The 23,001-nt window shown below is 51.4% G+C and carries 27 protein-coding genes and 1 other RNA gene; 13 read left to right on the forward strand and 15 right to left on the reverse strand.

All coding sequences use genetic code 11. The features are described 5' to 3' along the window. Positions 1-153: 153 nt before the first annotated feature. The 4 genes from ACMYSP_RS18285 to ACMYSP_RS18300 form a co-directional block, all read right to left on the reverse strand. A complete protein-coding gene (locus ACMYSP_RS18285; RefSeq protein ID WP_253909514.1) occupies positions 154-717 on the reverse strand; it encodes a hypothetical protein in 564 nt (187 codons plus the stop codon). Positions 718-870: 153 nt separating this feature from the next. Then, on the reverse strand, positions 871-1,311 hold the full coding sequence (locus ACMYSP_RS18290; protein WP_434583469.1) for a hypothetical protein: 441 nt from the start codon (positions 1,309-1,311) through the stop codon (positions 871-873). Positions 1,312-1,370: 59 nt separating this feature from the next. Beyond that, on the reverse strand, positions 1,371-1,559 hold the full coding sequence (locus tag ACMYSP_RS18295; protein WP_434583471.1) for a hypothetical protein: 189 nt from the start codon (positions 1,557-1,559) through the stop codon (positions 1,371-1,373). Positions 1,560-1,781: 222 nt separating this feature from the next. Further along, on the reverse strand, positions 1,782-1,994 hold the full coding sequence (locus tag ACMYSP_RS18300; protein WP_171825040.1) for an AlpA family phage regulatory protein: 213 nt from the start codon (positions 1,992-1,994) through the stop codon (positions 1,782-1,784). A gap of 142 nt (positions 1,995-2,136) precedes the next feature. Between ACMYSP_RS18300 and ACMYSP_RS18305 the strand changes: the two genes are divergently transcribed. After that, on the forward strand, positions 2,137-2,904 hold the full coding sequence (locus ACMYSP_RS18305; RefSeq protein WP_434583472.1) for a hypothetical protein: 768 nt from the start codon (positions 2,137-2,139) through the stop codon (positions 2,902-2,904). Positions 2,905-2,920: 16 nt separating this feature from the next. On the opposite strand, the gene ACMYSP_RS18310 is transcribed toward ACMYSP_RS18305, so the two are convergent. The 3 genes from ACMYSP_RS18310 to smpB form a co-directional block, all read right to left on the reverse strand. Next, positions 2,921-4,162, reverse strand: a complete 1,242-nt coding sequence (locus tag ACMYSP_RS18310) for an integrase (protein WP_372477997.1) — start codon at positions 4,160-4,162, stop codon at positions 2,921-2,923. Between the two features lie 203 nt (positions 4,163-4,365). Continuing rightward, positions 4,366-4,729: a transfer-messenger RNA gene (gene ssrA, locus ACMYSP_RS18315) on the reverse strand. 143 nt (positions 4,730-4,872) lie between these two features. Next, positions 4,873-5,355, reverse strand: coding sequence for an SsrA-binding protein SmpB (smpB, locus tag ACMYSP_RS18320; protein ID WP_434583474.1), 483 nt, complete (start codon positions 5,353-5,355; stop codon positions 4,873-4,875). Positions 5,356-5,507: 152 nt separating this feature from the next. Between smpB and ACMYSP_RS18325 the strand changes: the two genes are divergently transcribed. Together ACMYSP_RS18325 and ACMYSP_RS18330 are read left to right on the forward strand one after the other, a co-directional pair. Beyond that, the gene (locus tag ACMYSP_RS18325) at positions 5,508-5,945 is read left to right on the forward strand and encodes a type II toxin-antitoxin system RatA family toxin (RefSeq protein WP_217426898.1); all 438 of its coding nucleotides are present in this window, start codon (positions 5,508-5,510) and stop codon (positions 5,943-5,945) included. Continuing rightward, positions 5,935-6,225 carry an RnfH family protein gene (locus ACMYSP_RS18330; protein ID WP_434583476.1) on the forward strand — a complete coding sequence of 97 codons (291 nt, stop codon included), beginning with the start codon at positions 5,935-5,937 and terminating at the stop codon, positions 6,223-6,225. The genes ACMYSP_RS18325 and ACMYSP_RS18330 overlap by 11 nt, the downstream gene beginning before the upstream one ends. 72 nt (positions 6,226-6,297) lie before the next feature. Here the strand turns inward: ACMYSP_RS18330 and bamE are convergent, their stop codons facing one another. The 3 genes from bamE to nadK form a co-directional block, all read right to left on the reverse strand. Then, positions 6,298-6,639, reverse strand: coding sequence for an outer membrane protein assembly factor BamE (gene bamE / locus ACMYSP_RS18335; RefSeq protein ID WP_123756906.1), 342 nt, complete (start codon positions 6,637-6,639; stop codon positions 6,298-6,300). 147 nt (positions 6,640-6,786) lie between these two features. Next, on the reverse strand, positions 6,787-8,448 hold the full coding sequence (gene recN, locus ACMYSP_RS18340; RefSeq protein ID WP_434583478.1) for a DNA repair protein RecN: 1,662 nt from the start codon (positions 8,446-8,448) through the stop codon (positions 6,787-6,789). 86 nt (positions 8,449-8,534) lie between these two features. Continuing rightward, the gene (gene nadK, locus ACMYSP_RS18345; protein ID WP_004866566.1) at positions 8,535-9,413 is read right to left on the reverse strand and encodes an NAD(+) kinase; all 879 of its coding nucleotides are present in this window, start codon (positions 9,411-9,413) and stop codon (positions 8,535-8,537) included. Positions 9,414-9,537: 124 nt separating this feature from the next. Between nadK and grpE the strand changes: the two genes are divergently transcribed. After that, the gene (gene grpE, locus ACMYSP_RS18350) at positions 9,538-10,128 is read left to right on the forward strand and encodes a nucleotide exchange factor GrpE (RefSeq protein ID WP_148060401.1); all 591 of its coding nucleotides are present in this window, start codon (positions 9,538-9,540) and stop codon (positions 10,126-10,128) included. A gap of 118 nt (positions 10,129-10,246) precedes the next feature. Here the strand turns inward: grpE and ACMYSP_RS18355 are convergent, their stop codons facing one another. Together ACMYSP_RS18355 and ACMYSP_RS18360 are read right to left on the reverse strand one after the other, a co-directional pair. Continuing rightward, complete coding sequence (locus ACMYSP_RS18355; protein ID WP_434587165.1) at positions 10,247-11,533, reverse strand: HlyC/CorC family transporter; 1,287 nt, start codon at positions 11,531-11,533, stop codon at positions 10,247-10,249. Positions 11,534-11,608: 75 nt separating this feature from the next. Next, a complete protein-coding gene (locus ACMYSP_RS18360; protein ID WP_123756911.1) occupies positions 11,609-12,400 on the reverse strand; it encodes a cytochrome C assembly family protein in 792 nt (263 codons plus the stop codon). A 171-nt stretch (positions 12,401-12,571) separates the two neighbouring features. Here ACMYSP_RS18360 and ffh point away from each other — a divergent pair, with 171 nt between their 5' ends. The 7 genes from ffh to ACMYSP_RS18395 all read left to right on the forward strand — a co-directional run bounded on the left by ffh (position 12,572) and on the right by ACMYSP_RS18395 (position 18,156). Further along, on the forward strand, positions 12,572-13,936 hold the full coding sequence (gene ffh, locus ACMYSP_RS18365; RefSeq protein WP_123756912.1) for a signal recognition particle protein: 1,365 nt from the start codon (positions 12,572-12,574) through the stop codon (positions 13,934-13,936). 240 nt (positions 13,937-14,176) lie between these two features. Continuing rightward, positions 14,177-14,425 carry a 30S ribosomal protein S16 gene (rpsP, locus tag ACMYSP_RS18370; protein WP_434583479.1) on the forward strand — a complete coding sequence of 83 codons (249 nt, stop codon included), beginning with the start codon at positions 14,177-14,179 and terminating at the stop codon, positions 14,423-14,425. Positions 14,426-14,443: 18 nt separating this feature from the next. Further along, the gene (gene rimM, locus ACMYSP_RS18375; protein ID WP_004866548.1) at positions 14,444-14,992 is read left to right on the forward strand and encodes a ribosome maturation factor RimM; all 549 of its coding nucleotides are present in this window, start codon (positions 14,444-14,446) and stop codon (positions 14,990-14,992) included. 31 nt (positions 14,993-15,023) lie between these two features. Then, positions 15,024-15,791 (forward strand): tRNA (guanosine(37)-N1)-methyltransferase TrmD, encoded by a 768-nt coding sequence (trmD, locus tag ACMYSP_RS18380; protein ID WP_123756914.1) that lies wholly within the window; start codon positions 15,024-15,026, stop codon positions 15,789-15,791. A 39-nt stretch (positions 15,792-15,830) separates the two neighbouring features. After that, a complete protein-coding gene (gene rplS, locus ACMYSP_RS18385; RefSeq protein ID WP_434583481.1) occupies positions 15,831-16,178 on the forward strand; it encodes a 50S ribosomal protein L19 in 348 nt (115 codons plus the stop codon). Between the two features lie 120 nt (positions 16,179-16,298). Then, positions 16,299-16,733, forward strand: coding sequence for a DUF2946 domain-containing protein (locus ACMYSP_RS18390; protein ID WP_434583483.1), 435 nt, complete (start codon positions 16,299-16,301; stop codon positions 16,731-16,733). A 52-nt stretch (positions 16,734-16,785) separates the two neighbouring features. Further along, positions 16,786-18,156, forward strand: coding sequence for a PepSY-associated TM helix domain-containing protein (locus ACMYSP_RS18395; protein ID WP_434583485.1), 1,371 nt, complete (start codon positions 16,786-16,788; stop codon positions 18,154-18,156). A gap of 5 nt (positions 18,157-18,161) precedes the next feature. Here ACMYSP_RS18395 and ACMYSP_RS18400 read toward each other — a convergent pair whose 3' ends face one another. From ACMYSP_RS18400 to ACMYSP_RS18410, 3 genes are read right to left on the reverse strand one after another with little or no spacing between them, the layout of a single operon-like run. After that, positions 18,162-18,647, reverse strand: coding sequence for an OmpA family protein (locus ACMYSP_RS18400; protein WP_434583486.1), 486 nt, complete (start codon positions 18,645-18,647; stop codon positions 18,162-18,164). Between the two features lie 11 nt (positions 18,648-18,658). Continuing rightward, complete coding sequence (gene dgcN, locus ACMYSP_RS18405) at positions 18,659-19,882, reverse strand: diguanylate cyclase DgcN (protein ID WP_434583488.1); 1,224 nt, start codon at positions 19,880-19,882, stop codon at positions 18,659-18,661. Then, positions 19,875-20,384 carry a YfiR family protein gene (locus tag ACMYSP_RS18410; RefSeq protein ID WP_434587167.1) on the reverse strand — a complete coding sequence of 170 codons (510 nt, stop codon included), beginning with the start codon at positions 20,382-20,384 and terminating at the stop codon, positions 19,875-19,877. Before ACMYSP_RS18410 ends, dgcN begins: the two co-directional genes overlap by 8 nt. Positions 20,385-20,734: 350 nt before the next feature. On the opposite strand from ACMYSP_RS18410, the gene aroF reads away from it, so the two are divergent. Both aroF and tyrA read left to right on the forward strand, forming a co-directional pair. Further along, the gene (gene aroF, locus ACMYSP_RS18415; protein ID WP_123756920.1) at positions 20,735-21,805 is read left to right on the forward strand and encodes a 3-deoxy-7-phosphoheptulonate synthase AroF; all 1,071 of its coding nucleotides are present in this window, start codon (positions 20,735-20,737) and stop codon (positions 21,803-21,805) included. A gap of 9 nt (positions 21,806-21,814) precedes the next feature. Next, entirely contained in the window at positions 21,815-22,936 is a 1,122-nt protein-coding gene (tyrA, locus tag ACMYSP_RS18420; RefSeq protein ID WP_434583490.1) for a bifunctional chorismate mutase/prephenate dehydrogenase, read from the forward strand. The last annotated feature ends 65 nt before the right edge of the window (positions 22,937-23,001 follow it).

Consider the following 23,001-nt stretch of genomic DNA (forward strand, 5'->3'; position numbering starts at 1 on the left):
ATTAATTGATTAGTAATTCTACCATTAGTTGGTTATTTGACTTACTAAGGAAGCATACCCATTATAATACCTTTCCAACATCTAAATTTAAGATAAAGTCAGCCCCAGCCTGTGATGGCTATATAAAAGTCACTCTACAATTAGTATGCTGAATTAACCTATAATTCCACTATTCCAATTACGTTTAACTGTTGATATGCTAATCTCCAATGCTTTTGCAGTTTGCGATTGAGTCAGACCTCTGCGCTTAGCTTGCTCAATGCTTTCACGATGTTTGCTTCCTTCTCTTCTCCCTAATGGTTTAGTAATATTTCTTGTCTTCAGCTCCGCTAAGTTCATCTTCCAGCATCCATTTTGTATCTTTGGAAGTAATAAAGTAAAAATATATCCCTCAGCAGTCGGGGTTAGCTCCTTTTGAGGGAAGTAACAATGGATGCGTATAGCCTTTCTAGCGCATCGTATTATATTCTCTTGAATCATTTCTGCATTACTCCCCAGACTGTTGAGATCTAAAATAACTAGGTCATCTCCTTTGCTCATGTCTCGATTGATCACTTTTCTCAAAATATCCGAACTGTCTGGTGCGAGTTGCTTATCGATTATTATTTTTCCAGGGCTTATCAACAAAGCTTTGCAGATTTCTTTCATCTCAGGTTTATCTCCAAACTCTTCACATTCTTTCGAGTCCTTGCATTGATGATAAAGAAAATGAGCCATGATGCTTAACTCCAGTGTCAGCTATTAATTATTGCTACCTTCCCACAAACTGCTTGCTTCTCACCTTGAATCTCTATCTGAACATTCAGTTTTTTAAAATCATGTCTTTCTGACCTACTTGTCAGCTGTTAGCTAATCTCCTTTGTTATTGATTCACTCGTTAAATGGATTGATTATAATAGTTTCTCCTTCTGACTTAGCCGCTAATGAAACATCACATTTTCGTATCACAGGTATCACTACAGCCTTGTTGTTTATGTAGTAAATCGGGATCCAGCAAATATGCGGGAAAGAAGTATTTATATTATGCTTCTCTAGGATGCTATCTATTCTGTAAGAAATAAGTTCAATAATCGGAACTAATATGGCCCTTTTTATGTCAAAAAAAATATCATTATGAACTACTTTTCTTAAAAGTAGTATTACACCAATACCCTCGGTTAGCCATCTTTCATGGTTCAATTTTCTCTCTGTATAGATGTAAATAGCATTTTTTATTTCTCCATTTTCAATTATCTCTTCAAGTTTTACCTTTATTTTTTTCTTTTCAAATCTGCACATTCTGTTTGTGTTAACATTGTTTCTAACCTCCATTGCGTCGAGGACGTTTTGAGGTAATAAAATCTTCTCTTTCCAAATTCCTTCATAAAGTTCTATATCAGTTTTTTTTGGCTAGATTTATCCGTAAGCATAGGTGGCTTTTTATTTTCATGTGACTGCGAAGCTCTCTGTAACTCTTCTGATAAAATAGATGATAGAGACCTACCTGAAAGCTTACTTACTCTTTTATAATAATCAATTGTAGATGCATGATTGGTTGAAAATGTTACTTTTAATGACATGGCGAATTCCTGTTTTAATATGCGCGTTTATAAGTCTTGTGGATTTAATCTAGAGATATTTCACGTTATAAGTACGCTTTGAATAATCTGATGATTATTGTCTTAAAGTTTATATTAATGTAATTTTTCTATGAGAGGTGATGCTATATTTTAATTTATGCATGCGTTAGAGTTCCTCAAATTTCGATTATGGATAAAAAATGATCATATTGGCCGATATCTTCAGGAAGATACTGGCTCTCGAAGTAAAATCCATTCGTCAATTTCTGATTCAAGCCAGCCAATGGATTGTTTACCAAGGCGACGACGTTTTGGAAATGTCGCATCGTAACGTGGGGATTTTGGGTTAAGCCAATCATAGATAGTCGAACGGGCCACGCCAATTTTTTTCATTACAGATGTAATCCGTATCATTTTTGCATTGGATATGTTCATCAACGTTTCTCGTAGGTTGTGCGTTTTGGGATGGGATGAAGATAGCCTTTCTGCGTTTTAAAAAAAATTAACTTGCCAAAAAGTTTTTTTTTACAATACTGTCTCTGTGTTAATGCATTGAAAATAAAGGGGTTAAATTGGCATGTTAAAAATTTTTTGTAGTGAGTTCGAAGTTCAACGCAAGGACCTGCATAGACTTCTTACGTCTTCAGAGTGGCCGTTTAAGAATGCCTTGATGGAAGGACTATTGTTTCTCGCGGAGGACAATGACCAAGTAAAAGATGAGGTCTCACAGTTAAGGGCTCAGTACATCGAGCATGATGCATGTTGGAAGCGGCTAAAGCTAAAATGGACAACCATACCTTTGATGCACTCGGCTCTAGGATTGAAACAGACCTTCAAAGATACGCTGTTCGCTGCCGGAGTATTTCAGCTTTGGGGAAGAGACATATGGGATGTCGATCAAGAAATGGCGGTTGAGTCCTTTCTACACGCTAATCGAACTTTGAATGAATGTCGTGGGGCTGTGGATTTCAATCAATTGATTGATAGTGAAAAAATGGTGAGTGAGGGCCGGCGGCAATCAGCCAAAAAAGGAGGAAAGGCAAAAGCTGAGCACTATATTCCGGTAAAGCAGGAGGTAATAAGGTTACTCCACAAAAATGTTCCGTCAAATGGAGGCTGGAAAAACAGAACCGTAGCCGGAAAGGCTATCGAACAGGATTTAATGAGTTTTGTGCAAAAAATGAAAGCACAAAATGAGGGATTGGATCTTAATGAAGATGAGCTTCTCACAACTATCGTACGCTGGGCACGCGAAAATGCTGAAGTAAGAGCGGCCTTCGAAGCAACAGTTCGAGTCAAGGTTGGTAAAAAAAATAGCGTGATTTTAACGCTATTTTTAATGTAACAAATCGCCTGATTTTTTATCCAACAAGTCTCAGTACACCAGTGTTTGGTGTAATTATGGTTCCTTTGTCGGCTGAAATAACAAAATCAGCCCACCATTGCATCATCGGACGACGTTGCTCAAGGTAATCGCTTCGGTTGTAAGCACGACGTACCTCATTTTTGTCCACATGAGCAAGTGCGGCTTCAATGACATCAGGTGAAAATCCTTGCTCATTTAGTGCTGTGCTGGCGATAGAACGCAAGCCGTGAGATACGAGTACGCCTCCTAAACCAGCACGCTTAAGGGCTGCATTCACTGTCTGGCTGTTCATCGGCTGGGTAGGCTTAATGCGACTGGGAAAGATAAATTCCCGGCCACCACTGAGTGACTTCATCATTTCCAGAATAGAGAGAGCCTCCTCGGATAGTGGAACCGTATGGTCCCGGTTCATCTTCATTCGGGCTGCAGGGATTTTCCATTCGCTGGCATCAAAATCGATCTCATCCCATCGAGCTTCAGCGGCTTCGGCAGGGCGGGTGATGGTGAGAAGCTGCCACATGAACAGACACCGCGTGGGCAAACTTATACTTGCTGTACGCATCGTTTGCATTAACTGTGGTAGCTGATCCGGGCGGATACTTGGCATGTTTTTCTTCTGCGGTTTCTCGAATGCTTTCCCGATGTTCACGCTGGGGACCGCATCAATCAGGCCAGTGTTCTGCGCATAAATCATGACTTCGTTAATACGCTGACAAAGGCGTCGGACAGTCTCTAATGCACCCCTGGCCTGAACCGGCTGAACTGTTTTAACCAGAGTATGAGCCTTAATCTCAGTGATACTGATATCACCGATTGCTGGGAAAACATCTCTCTCAAGCGAGCGCCAGATATCGTCGGCATAATCCTCTGTTACGCTGGCTCTCTTCACATTCCACCAACGCTCGGCAACTAACAGGAAAGTGTTGGTTTTGGCCTCTTGAGAATTTCTCACCTGTTCTTTCTGATGTTCCTGTGGATCAATGTCTTTCGCCAATAAAACTCGAGATTCAGCTCTGAGTTTACGCGCATCAGAAAGGGAGACAGCAGGGTAGGCACCGAAGCTCTGTTTGGTTCGCTGTTTGGTTAGAGGCCGATAGTAACGGAACTGCCAGAGTTTACTACCGCTGGACTTTATTAACAGGGTCAGCCCATCACCATCATAAAGCTGGTAATCGGCATCTTTAGGTTTGGCGGCTTTGATTTCCGTATCGGTTAACGGCTTGGTTTTTCTTGCCATGGGGAGTCTCCATGCGTTTAGGCCCAACGAAAACAATAGAGCTTTTCGTTGGGCCTATCAATGGGCCTAAAAGGTTCGGATTTAATTAGTTCTCTTCGGACTTCGCAGGACAAATTGAGGGCACAAAAAAGCCCGCAGGGCTTGTGCCGTGCGGGCTCTTAGGACTTCATCGGATGACTCTGGTAATCACCGATGGAGAATTTTGGTGGAGCTGGCGGGAGTTGAACCCGCGTCCGAAATTCCTACATCCTCGGTACTACATGCTTAGTCAGTCTTTACATTCGCCTGGCACCTGCGGATTGACACGCCACTACCAGACTAGCCTGATTAGTTTTAACGCTTCAACCCCAGGCAGGGTTTCCACGCGATCTCTTTTGGGTTTGACCTCTCTTTGATCCCCGTCTTAAGAGCGGAAGCTAGGGAGAGAGGGCTCAGAGCAGGTTATTAAGCTGCTAAAGCGTAGTTTTCGTCGTTTGCGACTATTTTTTTGCGGCTTTTTACGAGGCCAACCGCCCCTCGGCATGCACCTTGGGTTTCGCAAATCCCGTCGAATCCAGAATCAGCCCCAATGCGTTACGGCAAGTATAACAGATTAGTGAATGAGGTTACCAGTACTGCGTAGGATGATTATTTCATGGGAGTGGGTAAAAAAGCAGCATCAACAACGATATAGCGCAGAAGGGCCAGCTGGGCTGGCCCTGAGGAGGGGATTAGCGGCCCGCGTGTTTCATAATGCGGGCTTTATCCAGCGCCCACTCACGATCTTTGAGGTCGGTACGCTTATCGTGCTGTTTTTTACCTTTCGCGACGCCGATTTTCACTTTGCACCAGGCGTTCTTCCAGTACAGTGACAGGGCCACAACGGTATAGCCTTCACGGTTGATACGGCCGTACAGGTTATCCAGCTCGCGCTGATTGAGCAGCAGCTTACGGGTACGAGTTGGATCGCACACGTAGTGGGTGGAGGCCACGGCCATCGGCGTAAAGTTTGCACCGAAGAGATAGGCCTCGCCATCTTTCAGGATAACGTAGCTGTCGCCGATGTTGGCTTTGCCAGCGCGCAGAGATTTAACTTCCCACCCTTGCAGAACAAGACCAGCCTCGTATTCATCTTCAATAAAGTATTCATGGCGGGCGCGTTTATTCAGCGCAATGGTGGCTGATCCAGGTTTGTGGGCTTTTTTCTTGGTCATAATGTCCTGAAGTCATTGCTAAACGGGAATACAGTACCTCAATCCATCCTGCGAGGTGTAATGCGCTATCTTAGCACGAGTTGTGGCACAGCGTTTTTTTTAGCGCCAGATAAATGATATTATTTGCGCCGTGTTTAAATGTGGAACTTGCTATGCCTCAGATTAGCCGTACTGCGCTGGTGCCTTTCAGCGTGGAACAGATGTATCAACTCGTGAATGACGTGAAGTCCTATCCTGATTTCTTGCCTGGCTGCACCGGGAGCCGTGTGCTGGAATCTGGGCCGACGCAAATGATGGCGGCGGTTGATGTGTCCAGGGCAGGCATCAGCAAGACGTTCACCACTCGCAATACGCTTACCAGCAACCACAGCATTTTGATGAGCCTGGTCGATGGCCCGTTTAAGAAATTGATTGGTGGCTGGAAGTTTATCCCGTTAAGCCCGGATGCCTGCAAAATTGAGTTTCACCTCGATTTTGAATTCACCAATATGCTGATCGAGATGGCGTTTGGCCGCATCTTTAAAGAGCTGGCGATAAACATGGTGCAGGCATTCACCGCCCGGGCCAAAGAGGTTTATCGTGTCGGCTAAAATTGTAGTTGAAGTTGCCTATGCGCTGCCGGAAAAACAGTATTTGCAAAGCGTGAAGCTGGAAGAGGGGGCGACCGTCGAGCAGGCGATTCAGGCCAGCGGTCTGCTGACGCTGCGCGACGATATCGATCTGACCAAAAATAAGGTCGGGATATACAGCCGTCCCGCTAAGCTGCACGATGCGGTGCATGATGGCGATCGGGTTGAAATCTACCGTCCCCTGATTGCTGACCCAAAAGAACTGCGGCGCCAGCGTGCGGAAAAAAGCGCCGGCAAGTAACGGCGGTAATTGCGGTGATAAAAAAAGCGCTCAATGAGCGCTTTTTGCATTTCTGGACCGATACTTACCCGATTACTCGTTAGTCAGCGCCGGTTTGTTATCAATATTGGTTAACACGCCGCTGCTATCGAACGTCAGCGTCAGTGTCTGCTGGGTAATTTTTTCATGCCCAGGCTGCTGACGGAAAACATAGAACCAGGTGTTAGTGCCAAACGGATCCGACATCATTGGGGTACCCAGCGCATAAGCAACCTGTTGTTGCGTCATGCCGACACGAATTTTTGCTACATCGTTGGGTGCCAGATAGTTACCCTGGTTGATATCAGGACGGTAAACCACTCGTTCCAGAGTGGAACAGCCTGCGGTCAACATAAGAAGAACCGCTGCGGCAGCAGTCAGCGTTTTACAGCGCATAGTGATTTTATTCCTTTTCGGGCCCGAGCAGTACGTGGCTCATCTGTAATATGCCGATAATAATAGACCTTTGCCCGGTTGGAAACCTTCGGCTGCAGGTCTTGCGGCAATTTGCTGTTCACTATGACTCTGCGAAATTCAAAAAGTTTACGCGGCGAGCAACTCTTTCGCGTTGGCGAGGGTGTTGCGCGTAACTTCGCTACCGCCCAGCAGGCGGGCAAGCTCCTGCAGTCGCGCCCGTTTATCTAGCGGATGCATATGCGTTTCCGTCATTTCGCCATCGGTCTCTTTGCAGACATAGAAATGATGGTGGCCACACCCGGCAACCTGAGGCAGGTGAGTCACGCACATTACCTGAGTGGATTCGCCTAACTGGCGCAGCAGTTTGCCAACCACTGCCGCCGTCGGGCCGCTAATTCCGACATCGACTTCATCGAAAATCAGGGCCGGGGTTTCCATTTTGCGAGCGGTAATGACCTGGATAGATAATGCGATACGCGAGAGTTCGCCGCCGGAGGCCACTTTCGCAATCGGCTGCAGCGGTTGCCCCGGGTTGGTGGTAACGCGGAACTCAATGCGGTCAGCCCCTTCGGCGGTAAGATGACGCTCATCGAAGGCAACATCGATGGCAAACACCCCGTGAGGCATGGAAAGTGAGTGCATACTTTCAGTAATCAGCTGAGTCAGCTCTTCCGCACTGCGTTGACGCAGGTCGTGCAGCTGACGGGCGGTTTCCAGTGCCAGCTGATGATGTTCGACGACGCTATGGCTCAGGGATTCCAGCGAGCCGGCGCTATCGTCCAGCAGACGCTGTTCTTCCAGCAGGGCCTGATAAAAGGCCGGGAGCTCTTCCGGGGTGATCTGATGTTTACGCGCCAGGGCAATCTGGCGTGAGATGCGTTGCTCCAGCTCGAACAGGCGGTTCGGGTCGAGATCCAGGCGGTCGTGATAGTGACGCAGTTCGTCGGTGGCTTCGCTGAGCTGAATGGCTGCTTCTTCGAGCATGTCCAGCACGCCGGAGAGTTTGCCATCCATGCCGGCGAGCTCGGTCACCAGCTGCCTGGCGGTGTAGAGCTGGCTCTGCAGGTTAGCTTCTTCGCTGTCGGCAAGTACCGTCAACGCGTGCTGGCAGGTCGTCAGCAGCTGGCCGCTGTTGGCCAGACGCTTATACTCTTCGTCGATTTGTTCGTACTCACCCGCTAGCGGGTTAAACTCATTGAGCTCTTTTAACTGGTATTGCAGCAGGTCGGCCCGCGCGGCGCGCTCCTGGCTTTGTTGCTGATGTTGCGCCAGTTCGCGGCAGCTTTGGTGCCACTGGTGGTAGTGTTCAGCCATACGCTGAGTAAGCGCATACTCACAGGTGTAACCATCGAGGAGTGCTTTTTGATGTTCGGGGCGGGTCAGCCGCTGGTGTGCATGCTGGCCGTGGATCTGGATAAGCAACTGGCCGAGTTCGCGCAGCTGGGAGAGCGGGACGGCGGTGCCGTTAATAAAGCCCCGGGAGCGGCCATCTGTGCTGATAACGCGACGTAGTAAACACTCACACCCGCTTTCCAGCTGGTTCTCTTCCAGCCAGCGTTGGGCTGCCGGTGTATCTTTCAAGGCGAAACGGGCGCAAAGGTCTGCGCGGCTGGCGCCACGTCGCACCATGTCTGCTTCTGCTCTTCCGCCCAGGCACAGCCCCAGCGCATCAATGGCGATAGATTTCCCGGCACCGGTTTCCCCGGTGATCGCGGTCATGCCGCTGTGAAAGTCAATTTCCAGTTCACGAACGATAGCAAAATTACTGATGGTGAGTTGCGCCAGCATAACCGCCTTCCTGTATGAAAAACCATTACTGTGTTTTCGTACAGTATAGACTGGTTTTTTATCCAGTAAAGAGGCGGTAGTAAAAATCAGAACAATTTTTTGGACCAGCCGAGCTTGGTACTCAATGTATTGAAATAGCTGTAATCTTTGGGGTGAATGAGATTCAGGTGATAATCGCAGCGGTGGATCAGCACATCTTCGCCGTCCTGAATCGGCAGCGCTATCTGGCTGTCACAGCTGATCTCCAGATCGCTGCAGCGCTGGGAGAAGCGCAGGCGAATGGTGCTGTCGCCGTTAATCACCAGCGGGCGGGCCGATAGCGTATGCGGGAACATCGGGACCAGGGTAATCGCGTCCAGTGACGGTGTCAGAATCGGGCCGCCGGCGGACAGCGAGTAGGCGGTCGAGCCCGTTGGGGTGGAGATAATCAGGCCATCCGAGCGCTGCGAGAAGGCAAACACCTCATCAATGTAGACCTCAAACTCAATCATATGCGCGACTTTACCCGGGTGCAGCACCACTTCATTAATCGCAGTGCTGATGCGTTTCTGGCAGTCTTGCTGACACACCTGCGCTTCCAGTAAAAAGCGTTTTTCGGAGATGTAGTGGCCTTCCAGTACGTCCGCGAGCTGCTGCAGGGCGTTATCCGGGTCAAGGTCGGTCAAAAAGCCGAGATTCCCACGGTTAATGCCGATGACGTTGATATCGTAACGCGCCAGGGTCCGCGCTGCGCCGAGCATGTTGCCGTCGCCGCCGACTACCACCGCCAGATCCGCCTGCTGACCAATTTCGGCCAGCGTGCCGGTTTTGACATTGCTAAGCTGAAGTTCATGCGCGATCTGTTGTTCGACCAGGACCTCGTAGCCTTTGCCGCTTAACCAGCGCCAGAGCATTTCATGTGTGGTCAGCGCGGTTGGGTGACGAGGGTGTCCCACAATGCCTATACACTTGAAATGATTCTTCATGTTCTGGATGTCCTTGCGTTAAATGAATGATGACAATCTGACGGCTTCCCTTGAAACCCGGAAACGGATCCCCATAATAAGCGAAGTTAGCGAGATGAATGCGAAAAAAAACGCGGAGAAATTCATGAGTAGTAAAGAACAGAAAACGCCTGACGGGCAAGCCCCGGAAGAAATTATCACGGAACAGCACGAGAGCGTTGAGGCTGTTGAGCCTGAAGTTTCGGCTGAGCAGGTGGATCCGCGCGATGAAACAATTGCGAATCTGGAAGCACAGCTTGCTGAAGCACAGAAACGTGAACTGGAAGTGAAACTGCGCGCGAAAGCCGATGAAGATAACCTGCGTCGTCGTACCGAACTGGATATCGAAAAAGCGCATAAATTTGCGCTTGAGAAGTTCGTCAACGAGCTGCTGCCGGTTATCGACAGTCTGGATCGCGCACTGGAAGTTGCGGACAAAGCTAACCCTGACATGGCCTCCATGGTTGAGGGTATCGAGCTGACGCTGAAGTCGATGCTGGATGTTGTGCGCAAATTCGGCGTGGAAGTGATTGCCGATACCAACGTACCGCTGGATCCTAACGTCCATCAGGCCATCGCGATGGTTGAGTCCGACGATGTGGCTGCGGGCAACGTGCTGGGCGTGATGCAAAAAGGCTATACCCTGAACGGTCGTACCATTCGCGCGGCGATGGTCACCGTGGCAAAAGCGAAGTAATTCGCTTCCAAACGGCCGCCAGCGGGTGGCCGTTTTTCTCTTTCTCTTATCTTCTGCCCGTTTCCGGGGCAAAAAAAACGGCGAACCACAGGCCCGCCGTATCTGATTTGCCGAATGATTACTCGGCGACGCTTTCGCGAATCGGTTTGACCGGCATGACTTTGACTTGCTTAATCATGTTGTCCTGAACGTCGAGAATATCGATATCGTATTGCTCGATACGCACGCGCGTGCCGGGAACCGGTATCTCTTCCAGCGCTTCCAGAATAATACCGTTTACCGTCCGCGCTTCATCTTCCGGCAGGTGCCAGTTAAAGGCTTTATTGATTTCACGGACGTTGGCGCTGCCGTCGATAATCACCGTGCCGTCAGTTAGTGGCGTCACTTCTTCCGCTAGCGTGGGTGACATCGAGGTGGTGAAATCACCGACGATCTCTTCGAGAATGTCTTCTACCGTCACCAGGCCCTGGATATCGCCATATTCATCGACCACCAGGCCCACCTTCTTCTTATTCCGCTGGAATTTGACCAGCTGTGTGCTGAGCGGCGTTCCTTCCGGAACGTAATAAATTTCATCCGCGGCGCGCAGCATCACCTCTTTGGTGAACTCTTTTTTCTCGGTCATCAGGCGGTAAGCTTCACGCACACGCAGCATGCTGATGGCGTCATCCAGCGAGCCACGATACAACACAATGCGCCCGTGCGGGGAGTGGGTCAGCTGGCGAACGATGGCCTTCCAGTCGTCGTTAATATCAATCCCAATGATTTCATTACGTGGGACCATAATGTCGTTGACGCTCACTTTTTCGAGATCCAGCACCGACAGCAGCATGTCCTGGTTACGGCGGGAGATCTGGGTCCGCGACTCGTTCACGATGGTGCGCAGCTCATCTTTGCTCAGCGCGCCGCTGACGATGATATCGGCTTTGATGCCCATCATGCGCATCAGCAGGCGGGTGATGGTGTTAAGAAACCACACCAGCGGCATCATCAGTATTTGCAACGGTGCCAGCAAGAAACTGCTGGGGTAGGCCACTTTTTCCGGATACAGCGCGGCAATGGTTTTCGGCAGGACTTCGGCAAAAACCAGCACCACAAAGGTCAATACGCCGGTGGCAATCGCCACCCCAGCATCGCCATACAGGCGCATACCGACAATCGTCCCGAGTGCGGAGGCGAGGATGTTGACGAGGTTGTTGCCGATCAGCACCAGGCTGATTAAGCGGTCTGGTTTACGCAGCAGTTTTTCGACACGCTTCGCCTGGCGGTTGCCCTGTTTGGCCATGTGGCGCAGACGGTAGCGGTTCAGCGTCATCATGCCGGTCTCTGAACCAGAGAAATAGGCGGAGATGATCACCATGATGATCAGTGTGACGATCAGCGTGGTGGTAGATATGTGTTCCAGGGGGGACTCCTTAGCGCCTGACCCGGTGGGCTATTTGTCTCGATGATACCTGCCGGGCCAGGCTTGTAGTCTGGGTTAACTCATTAACTGTTGCAGCACGCGACTGCCGAAATAGGCCAGCGTCAGCAGTCCGGCCCCGGCGACGTTAAACCAGACGACCCGGCGACCGCGCCAGCCTTCATGATAATGTCCCCATAGCAGAACGATATAGACGAACCACGCCACGATCGACAGGACGGCTTTATCGATGTTTTCCGTGCTGAACAGATTCTGCATGTAGAACAGGCCGGTGCAGAGCGTCAGGGTCAGCAGAACCACGCCAACCTGGGTGATATGAAACATTTTACGCTCAATACTCATCAGCGGTGGCATTTCATGGCTGAAAGCGAGTTTTTTGTTTTTCAGCTGATAGTCAATCCATGCCAGCTGCAGCGCGTACAGCGCGGCAATGATCAGCGTCGCGTAAGAGAACAGCGACAGACCGATATGCACCAGCATCCCCGGCGTGGTTTCGAGGTGAGTGATGTATTCGTTGGGGACGAAGGTAGCGAAAGCCAGATTAATTAGCGCAAATGCATAGACGATGGGCAGCAGCAGCCAGCCACGATTGCGTGACGCTACAATCGTCATCACCGTACAGATCATCAGGCTTACCAGCGAGCCGACGTTAAGCAGGCTCAGATTTTGCCCGCTCTCGCCGCCGGGGAAAATACGTGACTCCAGCGCAAAAGCATGACAAATCAACGCAATTGTTGCGGAAAGTATCGCCATCCGCCGCCAGCTGCTGTTTTTTTGCAGTAAGCCGGGGACGATCAGCGCAAGGCTGATGGAATAGGCGACAAGCGCGAGTAGAGCAAAAACAGGCATATGGGCGTCGACTGTTGACTAAATAAGTAAGAAAGATAAGCAGTATAGCGTTACGCGACGTCTGCTCCAACCGTTGCATCACATCGCGCTTCATGTCGTGTTATACTGCGCCAAATCCGTGTTTTTCGTGTCGCTACCGCGACCGACAGTTTCCACCTCAGGCGAGAGACAATGTTTGATAATTTAACCGATCGTTTGTCGCGTTCGCTGCGCAACATTAGCGGCCGCGGACGCCTTACCGAAGACAATATTAAAGACACCCTGCGCGAAGTGCGCATGGCGCTGCTGGAGGCGGACGTTGCTCTGCCTGTCGTGCGTGATTTCATCAGCCGCGTCAAAGAGAGCGCGGTGGGTCATGAAGTTAATAAAAGCCTGACCCCGGGCCAGGAATTCGTCAAAATCGTCCGTAACGAACTGGTTGCGGCGATGGGCGAAGAGAACCAGGCGCTGGATTTAGCCGCACAGCCACCGGCTGTCGTGCTGATGGCGGGCCTGCAAGGGGCAGGTAAAACCACCAGCGTCGCCAAGCTCGGTAAATTCCTGCGTGAGAAGCACAAGAAGAAAGTGCTGGTTGTCTCCGCGGACGTTTATCGCCCGGCAGCGATTAAACAGCTGGAAACGCTGGCCGAGCAGGTTAGCGTTGATTTCTTCCCGTCCGACGTGGGCCAGAAGCCTGTTGATATCGTCAACGCGGCGCTGAAAGAAGCGAAGCTGAAATTCTACGACGTGCTGCTGGTGGATACCGCCGGTCGTCTGCACGTAGATGAAGCGATGATGGACGAAATTAAGCAGGTCCACGCGTCATTGAATCCGGTAGAAACGCTGTTTGTCGTGGATGCGATGACCGGCCAGGATGCCGCGAATACCGCCAAAGCCTTTAACGAAGCGCTGCCGCTGACCGGCGTGGTGCTGACCAAGGTTGATGGTGATGCGCGTGGCGGTGCGGCGCTGTCTATTCGCCATATCACCGGCAAACCGATCAAGTTCCTCGGCGTTGGCGAAAAAACCGAAGCGCTGGAGCCGTTCCATCCGGATCGTATTGCATCCCGTATTCTCGGCATGGGCGATGTGCTGTCGCTGATCGAAGATATCGAGAGCAAGGTTGACCGCGCACAGGCCGAGAAACTCGCTTCCAAGCTGAAGAAGGGCGATGGCTTCGACCTGACCGACTTCCTTGAGCAACTGCGCCAGATGAAAAACATGGGCGGTATGGCTAGCCTGATGGGCAAACTGCCGGGTATGGGGCAGATCCCTGACAACGTCAAGTCGCAGATGGACGACAAAGTGCTGGTGCGGATGGAAGCGATCATCAACTCGATGACCCTGAAAGAGCGTGCCAAACCTGAAATCATTAAAGGTTCACGTAAACGCCGTATCGCCGCGGGTTGCGGCATGCAGGTGCAGGACGTGAACCGTCTGCTCAAGCAGTTTGACGATATGCAGCGCATGATGAAGAAGATGAAGTCGAAAGGCGGCATGATGAAGATGATGCGTGGCATGAAAGGGATGATGCCGCCAGGATTCCCAGGTCGCTAATACGCGTCATCATTCAAGCCGCAGATGCGTTGGCTGCGTTCGTTCACCCCGGTCGCGTACTTGTGTACGCTCCCGGGGATTTACTCACTTACCGCCTGCCTGCAACTCGAATTATTTAGCGTATTGCAGTTTTGAATTGATTTTTGCACAGAAATCAGTAAAATTTTCGGGCTTTTAATATGACACCCGGGCTCCGTTCCTCGATGGGGCCCGGGTGTTCTATTCACACAAGAGGATGTTATGGTAACTATTCGTTTAGCTCGTCACGGCGCTAAAAAGCGTCCGTTCTACCAGGTTGTTGTCACCGACAGCCGTAATGCACGTAACGGTCGCTTCATCGAGCGCGTTGGTTTCTTCAACCCGATCGCTTCCGCGAACGAAGAAGAAACTCGTCTGGATCTGGACCGTATCGCTCACTGGGTTGGCCAGGGTGCGACAGTTTCCGATCGCGTAGCTACGCTGATCAAAGCAGCAAACAAAACAGCTTAATCTGTCACGGTGGTCATGATGAGCAAGCAACACACCGCACAAGCACCTGTTGATCCGATCGTATTGGGCAAGATGGGTTCTTCCTACGGTATCCGTGGTTGGCTCAGAGTGTTTTCCTCCACCGAAGACGCTGAAAGCATTTTTGACTACCAGCCCTGGTTAATCCAGAAGGCGGGTCAGTGGCAGGTTGTTGAGCTGGAAAGCTGGCGCCACCACAATCAGGACATCGTGATTAAGCTGAAAGGCATTGACGATCGCGATGCTGCGAACCTGCTGACTAATTGTGAAATTGTCGTAGATTCCTCGCAGTTGCCGAAGCTCGAAGAGGGCGACTATTACTGGAAAGACCTGATGGGTTGCCAGGTAGTCACCACGGAAGGCTATGGCCTGGGTAAAGTCATCGATATGATGGAAACCGGGTCAAATGACGTTCTCGTCATTAAGGCAAACCTGAAAGATGCATTTGGCATCAAGGAGCGGTTGGTTCCGTTCCTCGATGGGCAGGTTATCAAGAAAGTCGATCTCGCTACTCGTACAATCGAAGTAGACTGGGATCCTGGTTTTTAAATTATCCGGATAAACGGTAAAAGACGGCGCTATGTGGATTGGCATAATTAGCCTGTTTCCTGAAATGTTCCGCGCAATTACCGATTACGGGGTAACTGGCCGGGCAGTAAAAAATGGCCTGCTGAGCATCCAGAGCTGGAGTCCTCGTGACTTTGCTCATGACCGGCACCGTACCGTGGACGATCGTCCTTACGGCGGCGGACCGGGGATGTTAATGATGGTGCAACCCTTACGGGACGCCATTCACACAGCAAAAGCCGCGGCAGGTGAAGGCGCTAAGGTGATTTATCTGTCACCTCAGGGACGCAAGCTTGATCAAGCAGGCGTCAGCGAACTGGCAACGAATCAGAAACTGATTCTGGTGTGCGGTCGCTACGAAGGGATAGACGAGCGCGTAATCCAGACCGAAATTGACGAAGAATGGTCAATCGGTGATTACGTTCTCAGCGGTGGAGAGTTACCGGCAATGACGCTGATTGACTCCGTTTCCCGGTTCATTCCGGGAGTTCTGGGCCATGAAGCTTCAGCAACGGAAGATTCCTTTGCTGATGGGTTGCTGGACTGCCCACACTATACTCGTCCTGAAGTGTTAGAAGAGATGGAAGTACCGCCAGTATTGCTGTCGGGAAACCATGCTGAGATACGTCGCTGGCGTTTGAAACAGTCGCTGGGCCGGACCTGGCTTAGAAGACCTGAACTTTTGGAAAACCTGGCTCTGACTGAAGAGCAAGCAAAGTTGCTGGCGCAGTTCAAAACTGAACACGCACAACAGCAGCATAAACATGATGGGACGGCGTAAGCCCCCAATATCAGTTTACCCAGGATAAGAGATTAAATTATGAGCAACATTATTAAGCAACTTGAACAAGAACAGATGAAGCAGGACGTACCTTCCTTCCGCCCGGGTGATTCCGTGGAAGTGAAAGTATGGGTTGTTGAAGGTTCCAAAAAACGTCTGCAGGCATTCGAGGGCGTGGTTATCGCTATTCGTAACCGCGGTCTGCACTCTGCATTCACTGTTCGTAAAATTTCCAACGGCGAAGGCGTTGAGCGTGTCTTCCAGACTCACTCTCCGGTAGTTGACAGCATTGCTGTTAAACGTCGTGGTGCTGTACGTAAAGCTAAACTGTACTACCTGCGTGAGCGTACCGGTAAGTCTGCTCGTATCAAAGAGCGTCTTAACTAAGATTCGCTTTCGCGACATCCTGATGAAAAGGGCTGGCCTGATGGGCCGGCCCTTTTTTTATCTTAAATTTAACCATCGTGATGTAAATCATTTACAATATCCCTTCATCTCGGAGGGGCGGTGGTCAGCGATATTTCTCAACACGCAACAATCGAACGGCGAGCCGCATGGCTGGCGCTTTTTTCGATCCTGCTGATCGTGATCGCACCCCTGATTTCAGTTTCGTTGCAAAAAGATCCGATGAGCGCTATGCCCGGCATGCACCATGCGATGATGGGCATGACGCAGGATATGACAGAACCGCATTCTGCAACGCCCCATGATCCCTCATCAACGCACTCTCAGCCGCTTGACCATGCCGAAGCCTGCGGCTATTGCGTGCTGTTAGCCCACGTCCCGGGGCTGCTCTTTGCGCTGGCGGTGTTGCTCTCTATCGTCCTGCGTCGCGTGCGGGTCCTCTTCCCTTGTCTGGTGCTGAAACGCCGACATTACTTCCCCTGGCTTTACCCGGAAACCCGCGCACCGCCGCGCTGTTCTGCTTTTCCCGCTTTCTAAAAATAATGTGCGCACTGCGCAACGTTCTCTTTTGCTTTCAGAAAGGAAAAGTATGACAACCTGCACCTCGCGCGCGGCATGGCTGAACCTGCTGCGACGTCTCCATTTTTACATTGGTCTGTTTATCGGGCCGTTTATCTTTGTGGCCGCCTTGACCGGTACGCTGTATGTCGCCACTCCGCAACTGGAGAACTGGCTTTATCAGGATGCCCTGCGCGGCACGCTCAACGGCGAAAGCCAGCCCCTGAGCTTACAGCTGGCGGCGGCGCAAGACGCCACTAACGGTAACCTTCGTTTACAGGCGGTACGTCCGGCACTCAGCGCCGGTGAAACCACCCGGGTGATGTTTGCTGACCCGCAGCTGGGGGAGTCTGAAACGCGGGCGATTTTTATCGACCCGGTGACGCTGAAGGTGGTGGGGGACATGACCGTCTACGGAACCAGCGGGATTTTACCACTGCGCCAGTGGATCGATTACGCCCACCGATCGCTGCTGCTAGGGAATAGCGGGCGGCTTTATAGCGAGCTGGCGGCATCGTGGATGTGGGTGGCGGCGCTCGGGGGGATCGTGCTCTGGGCGATGACCCGTCCCCGTCGACGGATCAACAACCGGATGCAGAACCACCGTCGTTTGCATGTCTCTTTGGGCTGGTCGCTGCTGGCGGGCATGCTGCTTTTTTCTGCTACCGGTCTGACCTGGTCGCAGTGGGCGGGTGGTAACGTCGATAAAATGCGTGCCGCGTTCGGCTGGCTGACGCCGCAGGTAAATGCCCAACTGAATAGCGCGATGCCGATGCCGCAGGACCCGCATGCTGAACATCATATGGGGCATATGGCGATGACGGAAGCCATGCCATCAGCATCGGGCGAGCAGTTTGATCGCGTGCTGACGGTGGCGCAGGCGGCGGGCCTGGATGCCAGCAAGCTGGAGATCCGCCCACCTGCATCGGCCGACCGGGCGTGGACGGTCACTGAGATCGACAGAAGCTGGCCGACCCAGGTTGATGCGGTGGCGATTGATGGTGAACGGATGCAGGTAGTGGACCGTACCCGGTTTGCTGATTTCCCGCTGATGGCCAAACTGACCCGCTGGGGGGTGGATTTCCATATGGGGATTCTGTTTGGACTTGCTAACCAGTTGCTACTGATCGCCTTTGGTATCGCGCTGTGCGTAATGATCGTGGTGGGATATCGTTTGTGGTGGATCCGTCGTCCGGCCCACGCCACTTTTAACCCGGCAAATACGCTGGTTCAGGCGTGGGTGAATCTCGGATGGCCAGCCCGTGCCATTTCGCTGGTAATAGCGGTAATGTTAGGGCTGGCGCTGCCATTGATGGGCGTCAGTCTGGCGGTATGCCTGGTGATTGATTATCTCCGCTGGCGTACTGCTGCGGGCGTCAGGCTCGTGAATTCCGTCGACTAAGGCGCTTAAGGCGTGCTGATCACCACCGTGACGCGGCGGTTTTCAGCACGGCCTTTCGCCGTATCATTACTGGCAATCGGATACTTTTTACCTAACCCGCGGGTGGTTAAATTACTGCGCGGGATGTTGGCTCCTTTCGTCCATGCATCAGCGACGATATCAGCACGTTTAAGCGACAACGCTTCGTTGTAGCTGTCCTCACCGTAGTTATCGGTGTGGCCATCCAGTCGGCCGTGCGTAATGCCGGTTGCGGCCAGTCGGGAGGCCATTTTCTGGATTTGCGCCTGGCTGTCGCTGCGCAGATGGTAGTCGTTTTTATCAAACAAAATACTGTCGGATAAACCCAGCGACCAGTCGCCCTCACTTTCTGTAAAACCGTATGACTGCATTGCGGCAATTTGTTCCGCAGAGAATTTCCCTTGCGGTGCCGTCTGGCAGCCACTGAGTAAAGCCACTGCTATCAGTGCGGGCGCAAAATATTTCCTGAGCATGTTGGATCCCTTTAATTTTGTACTTGCTGAATGCGCTGGTGTTTTTTCCGATACATATTTTGATCGGCGAACTCCTGCAGGCTTTCTGCGGAATGATGTTCCCAGGCCAACGCATAGCCAATGCTGAGAGACAAGGTTGCCGTATGGCCGTTGTGCAAATTAAACGGCTCGAGAAACAGCGTCGATAACGTGGCGCAAAGTGCCTGCACTTCCGCCTCTGAGTGAACATCGCGCAGCAGGATGGCAAACTCGTCGCCGCCTAAACGCCATGCCTGATGGTGCTTGTTGGCAAAGGCCATCAGCCGACTGGCGACGTCGATCAGGACTTTGTCACCTGTTGCATGGCCCCAGTTGTCATTAATCAGTTTAAAGTTGTCGCCATCGAGAAACAGTAATGCTGAGCGGTGGCGCGCGGTGTCATCCTTCATTAATGCGGTGATAATGCTGCGGAATGCGGCACGGTTGGCCAGTCCGGTCAGCGGGTCATGCAGGGACGAGCGTAACAGCTGGGCATTTTTAGCCTGCAGCTGCTGCTGCCAGTCCTCCATTTCGCCCAGCAGGCTATTAAAGTCCTGGGCAAAAAGATGGAATTCCTCAATGTGTTCTTCCGGAACCCGGCGAGAGAAATGGCGATTTTCCCTAATGTCGTGGACCACTTCAGTAATACTTTGCAGAGCGGTGATAATACCGTGATGCAGTGAGTGAGTCAGTAATAAGGAAATAACAGAAGCCAGCAGAATACTGCCGGTTAATACGATAATCGAGATCCCGAGGAAATGACCGATCATGCTGTCCAGCGCCTTCAGTCGAAGCTCGCCGATGACTTTTCCTTGATGTAGGATTGGTTGCGTGGTCGGCTCCGGGAACAGCCACTGGCTGATGATACCGCTCAGCTTTTCGTGGCGGACCAGATCGGTATTCCGCCAGACCGCAAAGCGGTTTTGCTGGTTGTCCAGCACCAGGGCTTCAGAGAATTGTCCCTGTTTCCCGAGCGTCGCCAGGGTTTCTTCCGCGGCGGAACTGTCATCAAATACCAGCGCGGCCTCAAGGCTTCGACTCATGGTGGCGGCGGTCAGCGCCAGGTTCTTTTGCGCATATTGCTTAAGCGTAAATACCGAGGCGGTGCTCAGCAGCATCCAGACCAGCGTCATTGAGATCACCACGCTTATCACGCTGATACGTCGCAGCGCTCTTTTAAACGTTGGGCGTGGAGCCTGTGATAAATCCTTATTCATGTGCGCTATTCCGGGCAAGCATCAGTACGTCTGGATTAACCCGTACGCCGCTGTGCGTCAGGACATCCAGATTCACGGAGAATCTGACCCTTTCGTCATTGATAATCAGGCAAAAAGCACTACCGATCGCGCATTCGCTATTTTGTTCTGCGATCAGCAAAAGGGGACGGGATTGGTATTTTGCGGTGAGTTCTGCCTGTTGAGACGGCGACTCGCTGCCAAAATAAAACCCATCACAGACCGTATTCATTGCTTCTTGCGTATTGTGAACAATGACCGGCCGATATGGCAACGCTTCAGGTTTTTCCTGAGCAAGGCTCTGTACGTAATGTGAGGTAGAAAAAATACATAATTTAGGCAGACCGGATAATGCAGGCCAGCGGGTATAAGTGACAATACCTGAAACAATAGCCCGAACATTTTTCGGTGGCTCGGAGGCGAAAACAGGGTAGCCCACGATAAATAATAAAAATATAAAAATAAGACGGTGAAACTGTTTCATTAACGGATCCGTCAGGTTCGTCATTAATGCATGAAGTGCAGATCGTTGATGCCCTGGCGCAGGATACCATTGTTGGCGAGGGCCGTCATTAATCACTGCCGAATCCTTGCGGTAATTTCACCCAGGATTTTTCGTAAAGGCATTAGGAGTAAAGTGACGCTCTGGGTATCACTTTTGCGGAAATGTATAAATAAGTTTACACGAAATGGCGATTTTCAGCCTATTTAATTTGCTGGTGTAAACTAAAATTTACGGATTATGGATTGAAATCTTTACTGCGTGTGGTATCGTTACGTCACTCCTCAGCCGAGGAACCCATTATCGCAAACGAGCTACACAGGATCGCCATCATGCAAAAAGACGCGCTGAACAACGTACATATTACCGACGAACAGGTTTTGATCACGCCGGATCAGCTGAAAGCTGAATTCCCGCTGAGCCTTGAACAAGAAGCGCAGATTGCGCAGTCCCGCCAGACTATCTCTGACATTATCGCCGGCCGCGATCCGCGCCTGCTGGTCGTGTGTGGTCCTTGTTCAATTCACGATCCTGAAGCGGCAATTGAGTACGCTCATCGTTTTAAAGCCCTTGCCGCAGAGGTCAGCGATAGCCTCTACCTGGTGATGCGCGTCTATTTTGAAAAGCCTCGTACCACCGTGGGCTGGAAAGGGCTGATTAACGATCCGCATATGGATGGCTCGTTTGATGTTGAAGGCGGTCTGAAGATTGCGCGTCGCCTGCTGGTTGAGCTGGTGAGCATGGGGTTACCGCTGGCAACAGAAGCGCTGGATCCGAACAGCCCGCAGTACCTCGGCGATCTCTTTAGCTGGTCTGCAATCGGTGCACGTACCACCGAATCTCAGACTCACCGTGAAATGGCGTCAGGTCTGTCGATGCCGGTTGGCTTTAAAAACGGCACCGACGGCAGTCTGGCAACTGCAATCAACGCCATGCGTGCCGCCGCGATGCCACACCGTTTTGTCGGGATTAACCAGGCGGGTCAGGTGTGTCTGCTGCAAACCCAGGGCAATCCTAATGGCCATGTGATCCTGCGCGGCGGAAAATCGCCGAACTACGGCCCGGAAGATGTCGAGAAATGCGAAAAAGAGATGGCGCAGGCGGGACTGAAACCGTCGCTGATGGTAGATTGCAGTCATGGTAATTCTAACAAAGACTACCGCCGCCAGCCTGCGGTTGCAGAATCCGTCGTTGCACAGATCAAAGATGGTAATCGCTCCATTATTGGTCTGATGATTGAAAGTAATATCCACGAGGGTAATCAGTCTTCTGAGCAACCGCGTTGTGATATGAAATACGGCGTATCCGTTACCGATGCCTGTATCAGCTGGGAAACCACCGATGCACTGCTCCGCGAACTTGATAAAGATCTGCGCGGTCATCTGGCGGCTCGTCTGGGGTAAGAGGAAAGTATGGTTGCTGAACTGACCGCGTTACGCGATCAAATTGATGAAGTCGATAAGGCGCTGCTGGGATTACTGGCACGCCGCCTGGAGCTGGTTGCGGAGGTCGGAGAAGTTAAAAGCCAGTATGGCCTGCCGATTTACGTTCCGGAACGTGAAGCAGCGATGCTGGCTTCCCGGCGGGAAGAAGCGTCAGCGCTTGGCGTCCCGCCAGATCTTATCGAAGACGTGCTGCGTCGCGTCATGCGCGAGTCATATTCCAGCGAGAACGACAAAGGCTTTAAAACGCTGTGTCCGAATCTGCGTCCGGTAGTGATTGTTGGCGGCGGCGGGCAGATGGGGCGTCTGTTTGAGAAAATGCTGACGCTTTCAGGCTACCAGGTCCGTATTCTCGAAAAAGAAGACTGGCCACGCGCGACAGAGATTGTTGCCGATGCCGGGATGGTTATCGTCAGCGTGCCTATTCATACCACGGTAGAGACGATTGCCCGCCTGCCGCCATTACCGGCGGATTGCATCCTGGTGGACCTGGCGTCGGTTAAAGCAGAACCGTTGCAGGCGATGCTGGCGGCGCACCATGGCCCAGTGTTGGGCCTGCACCCGATGTTCGGCCCGGACAGTGGAAGCCTGGCTAAGCAGGTCGTGGTGTACTGTGACGGTCGTCAGCCGGAAGCGTATCAGTGGTTCCTGGAACAAATTCAGGTCTGGGGCGCGCGCCTGCACCGTATCAGCGCCGTTGAACATGACCAGAATATGGCCTTTATTCAGGCGCTGCGCCACTTCGCGACCTTTGCTTACGGCCTGCATTTGGCGGAAGAAAACGTCCGGCTGGAGCAGCTGCTGGCGTTGTCATCACCGATCTACCGCCTTGAGCTGGCGATGGTGGGCCGTCTGTTTGCCCAGGACCCACAGCTGTATGCCGACATTATCATGTCGTCAGAAAATAACCTGGCGCTGATTAAACGTTACTACCAGCGTTTTGGCGAAGCGATTGGCCTGCTGGAGCAGGGAGATAAACAGGCGTTTATCGACAGCTTCCGCAAAGTGGAGCACTGGTTTGGCGATTATGCTCAGCGCTTCCAGAGCGAAAGCCGGACGCTGCTGCGTCAGGCGAATGATAACCGGCAGTAACGGAAAACCGTATATAATCAAAGCCAGAGGGGAAACCCGCTGGCTTTTTTTATAGGGATAACAAC

It is taken from the genome of Klebsiella sp. R390 (genome assembly GCF_051131745.1).
GTDB lineage: Bacteria > Pseudomonadota > Gammaproteobacteria > Enterobacterales > Enterobacteriaceae > Klebsiella.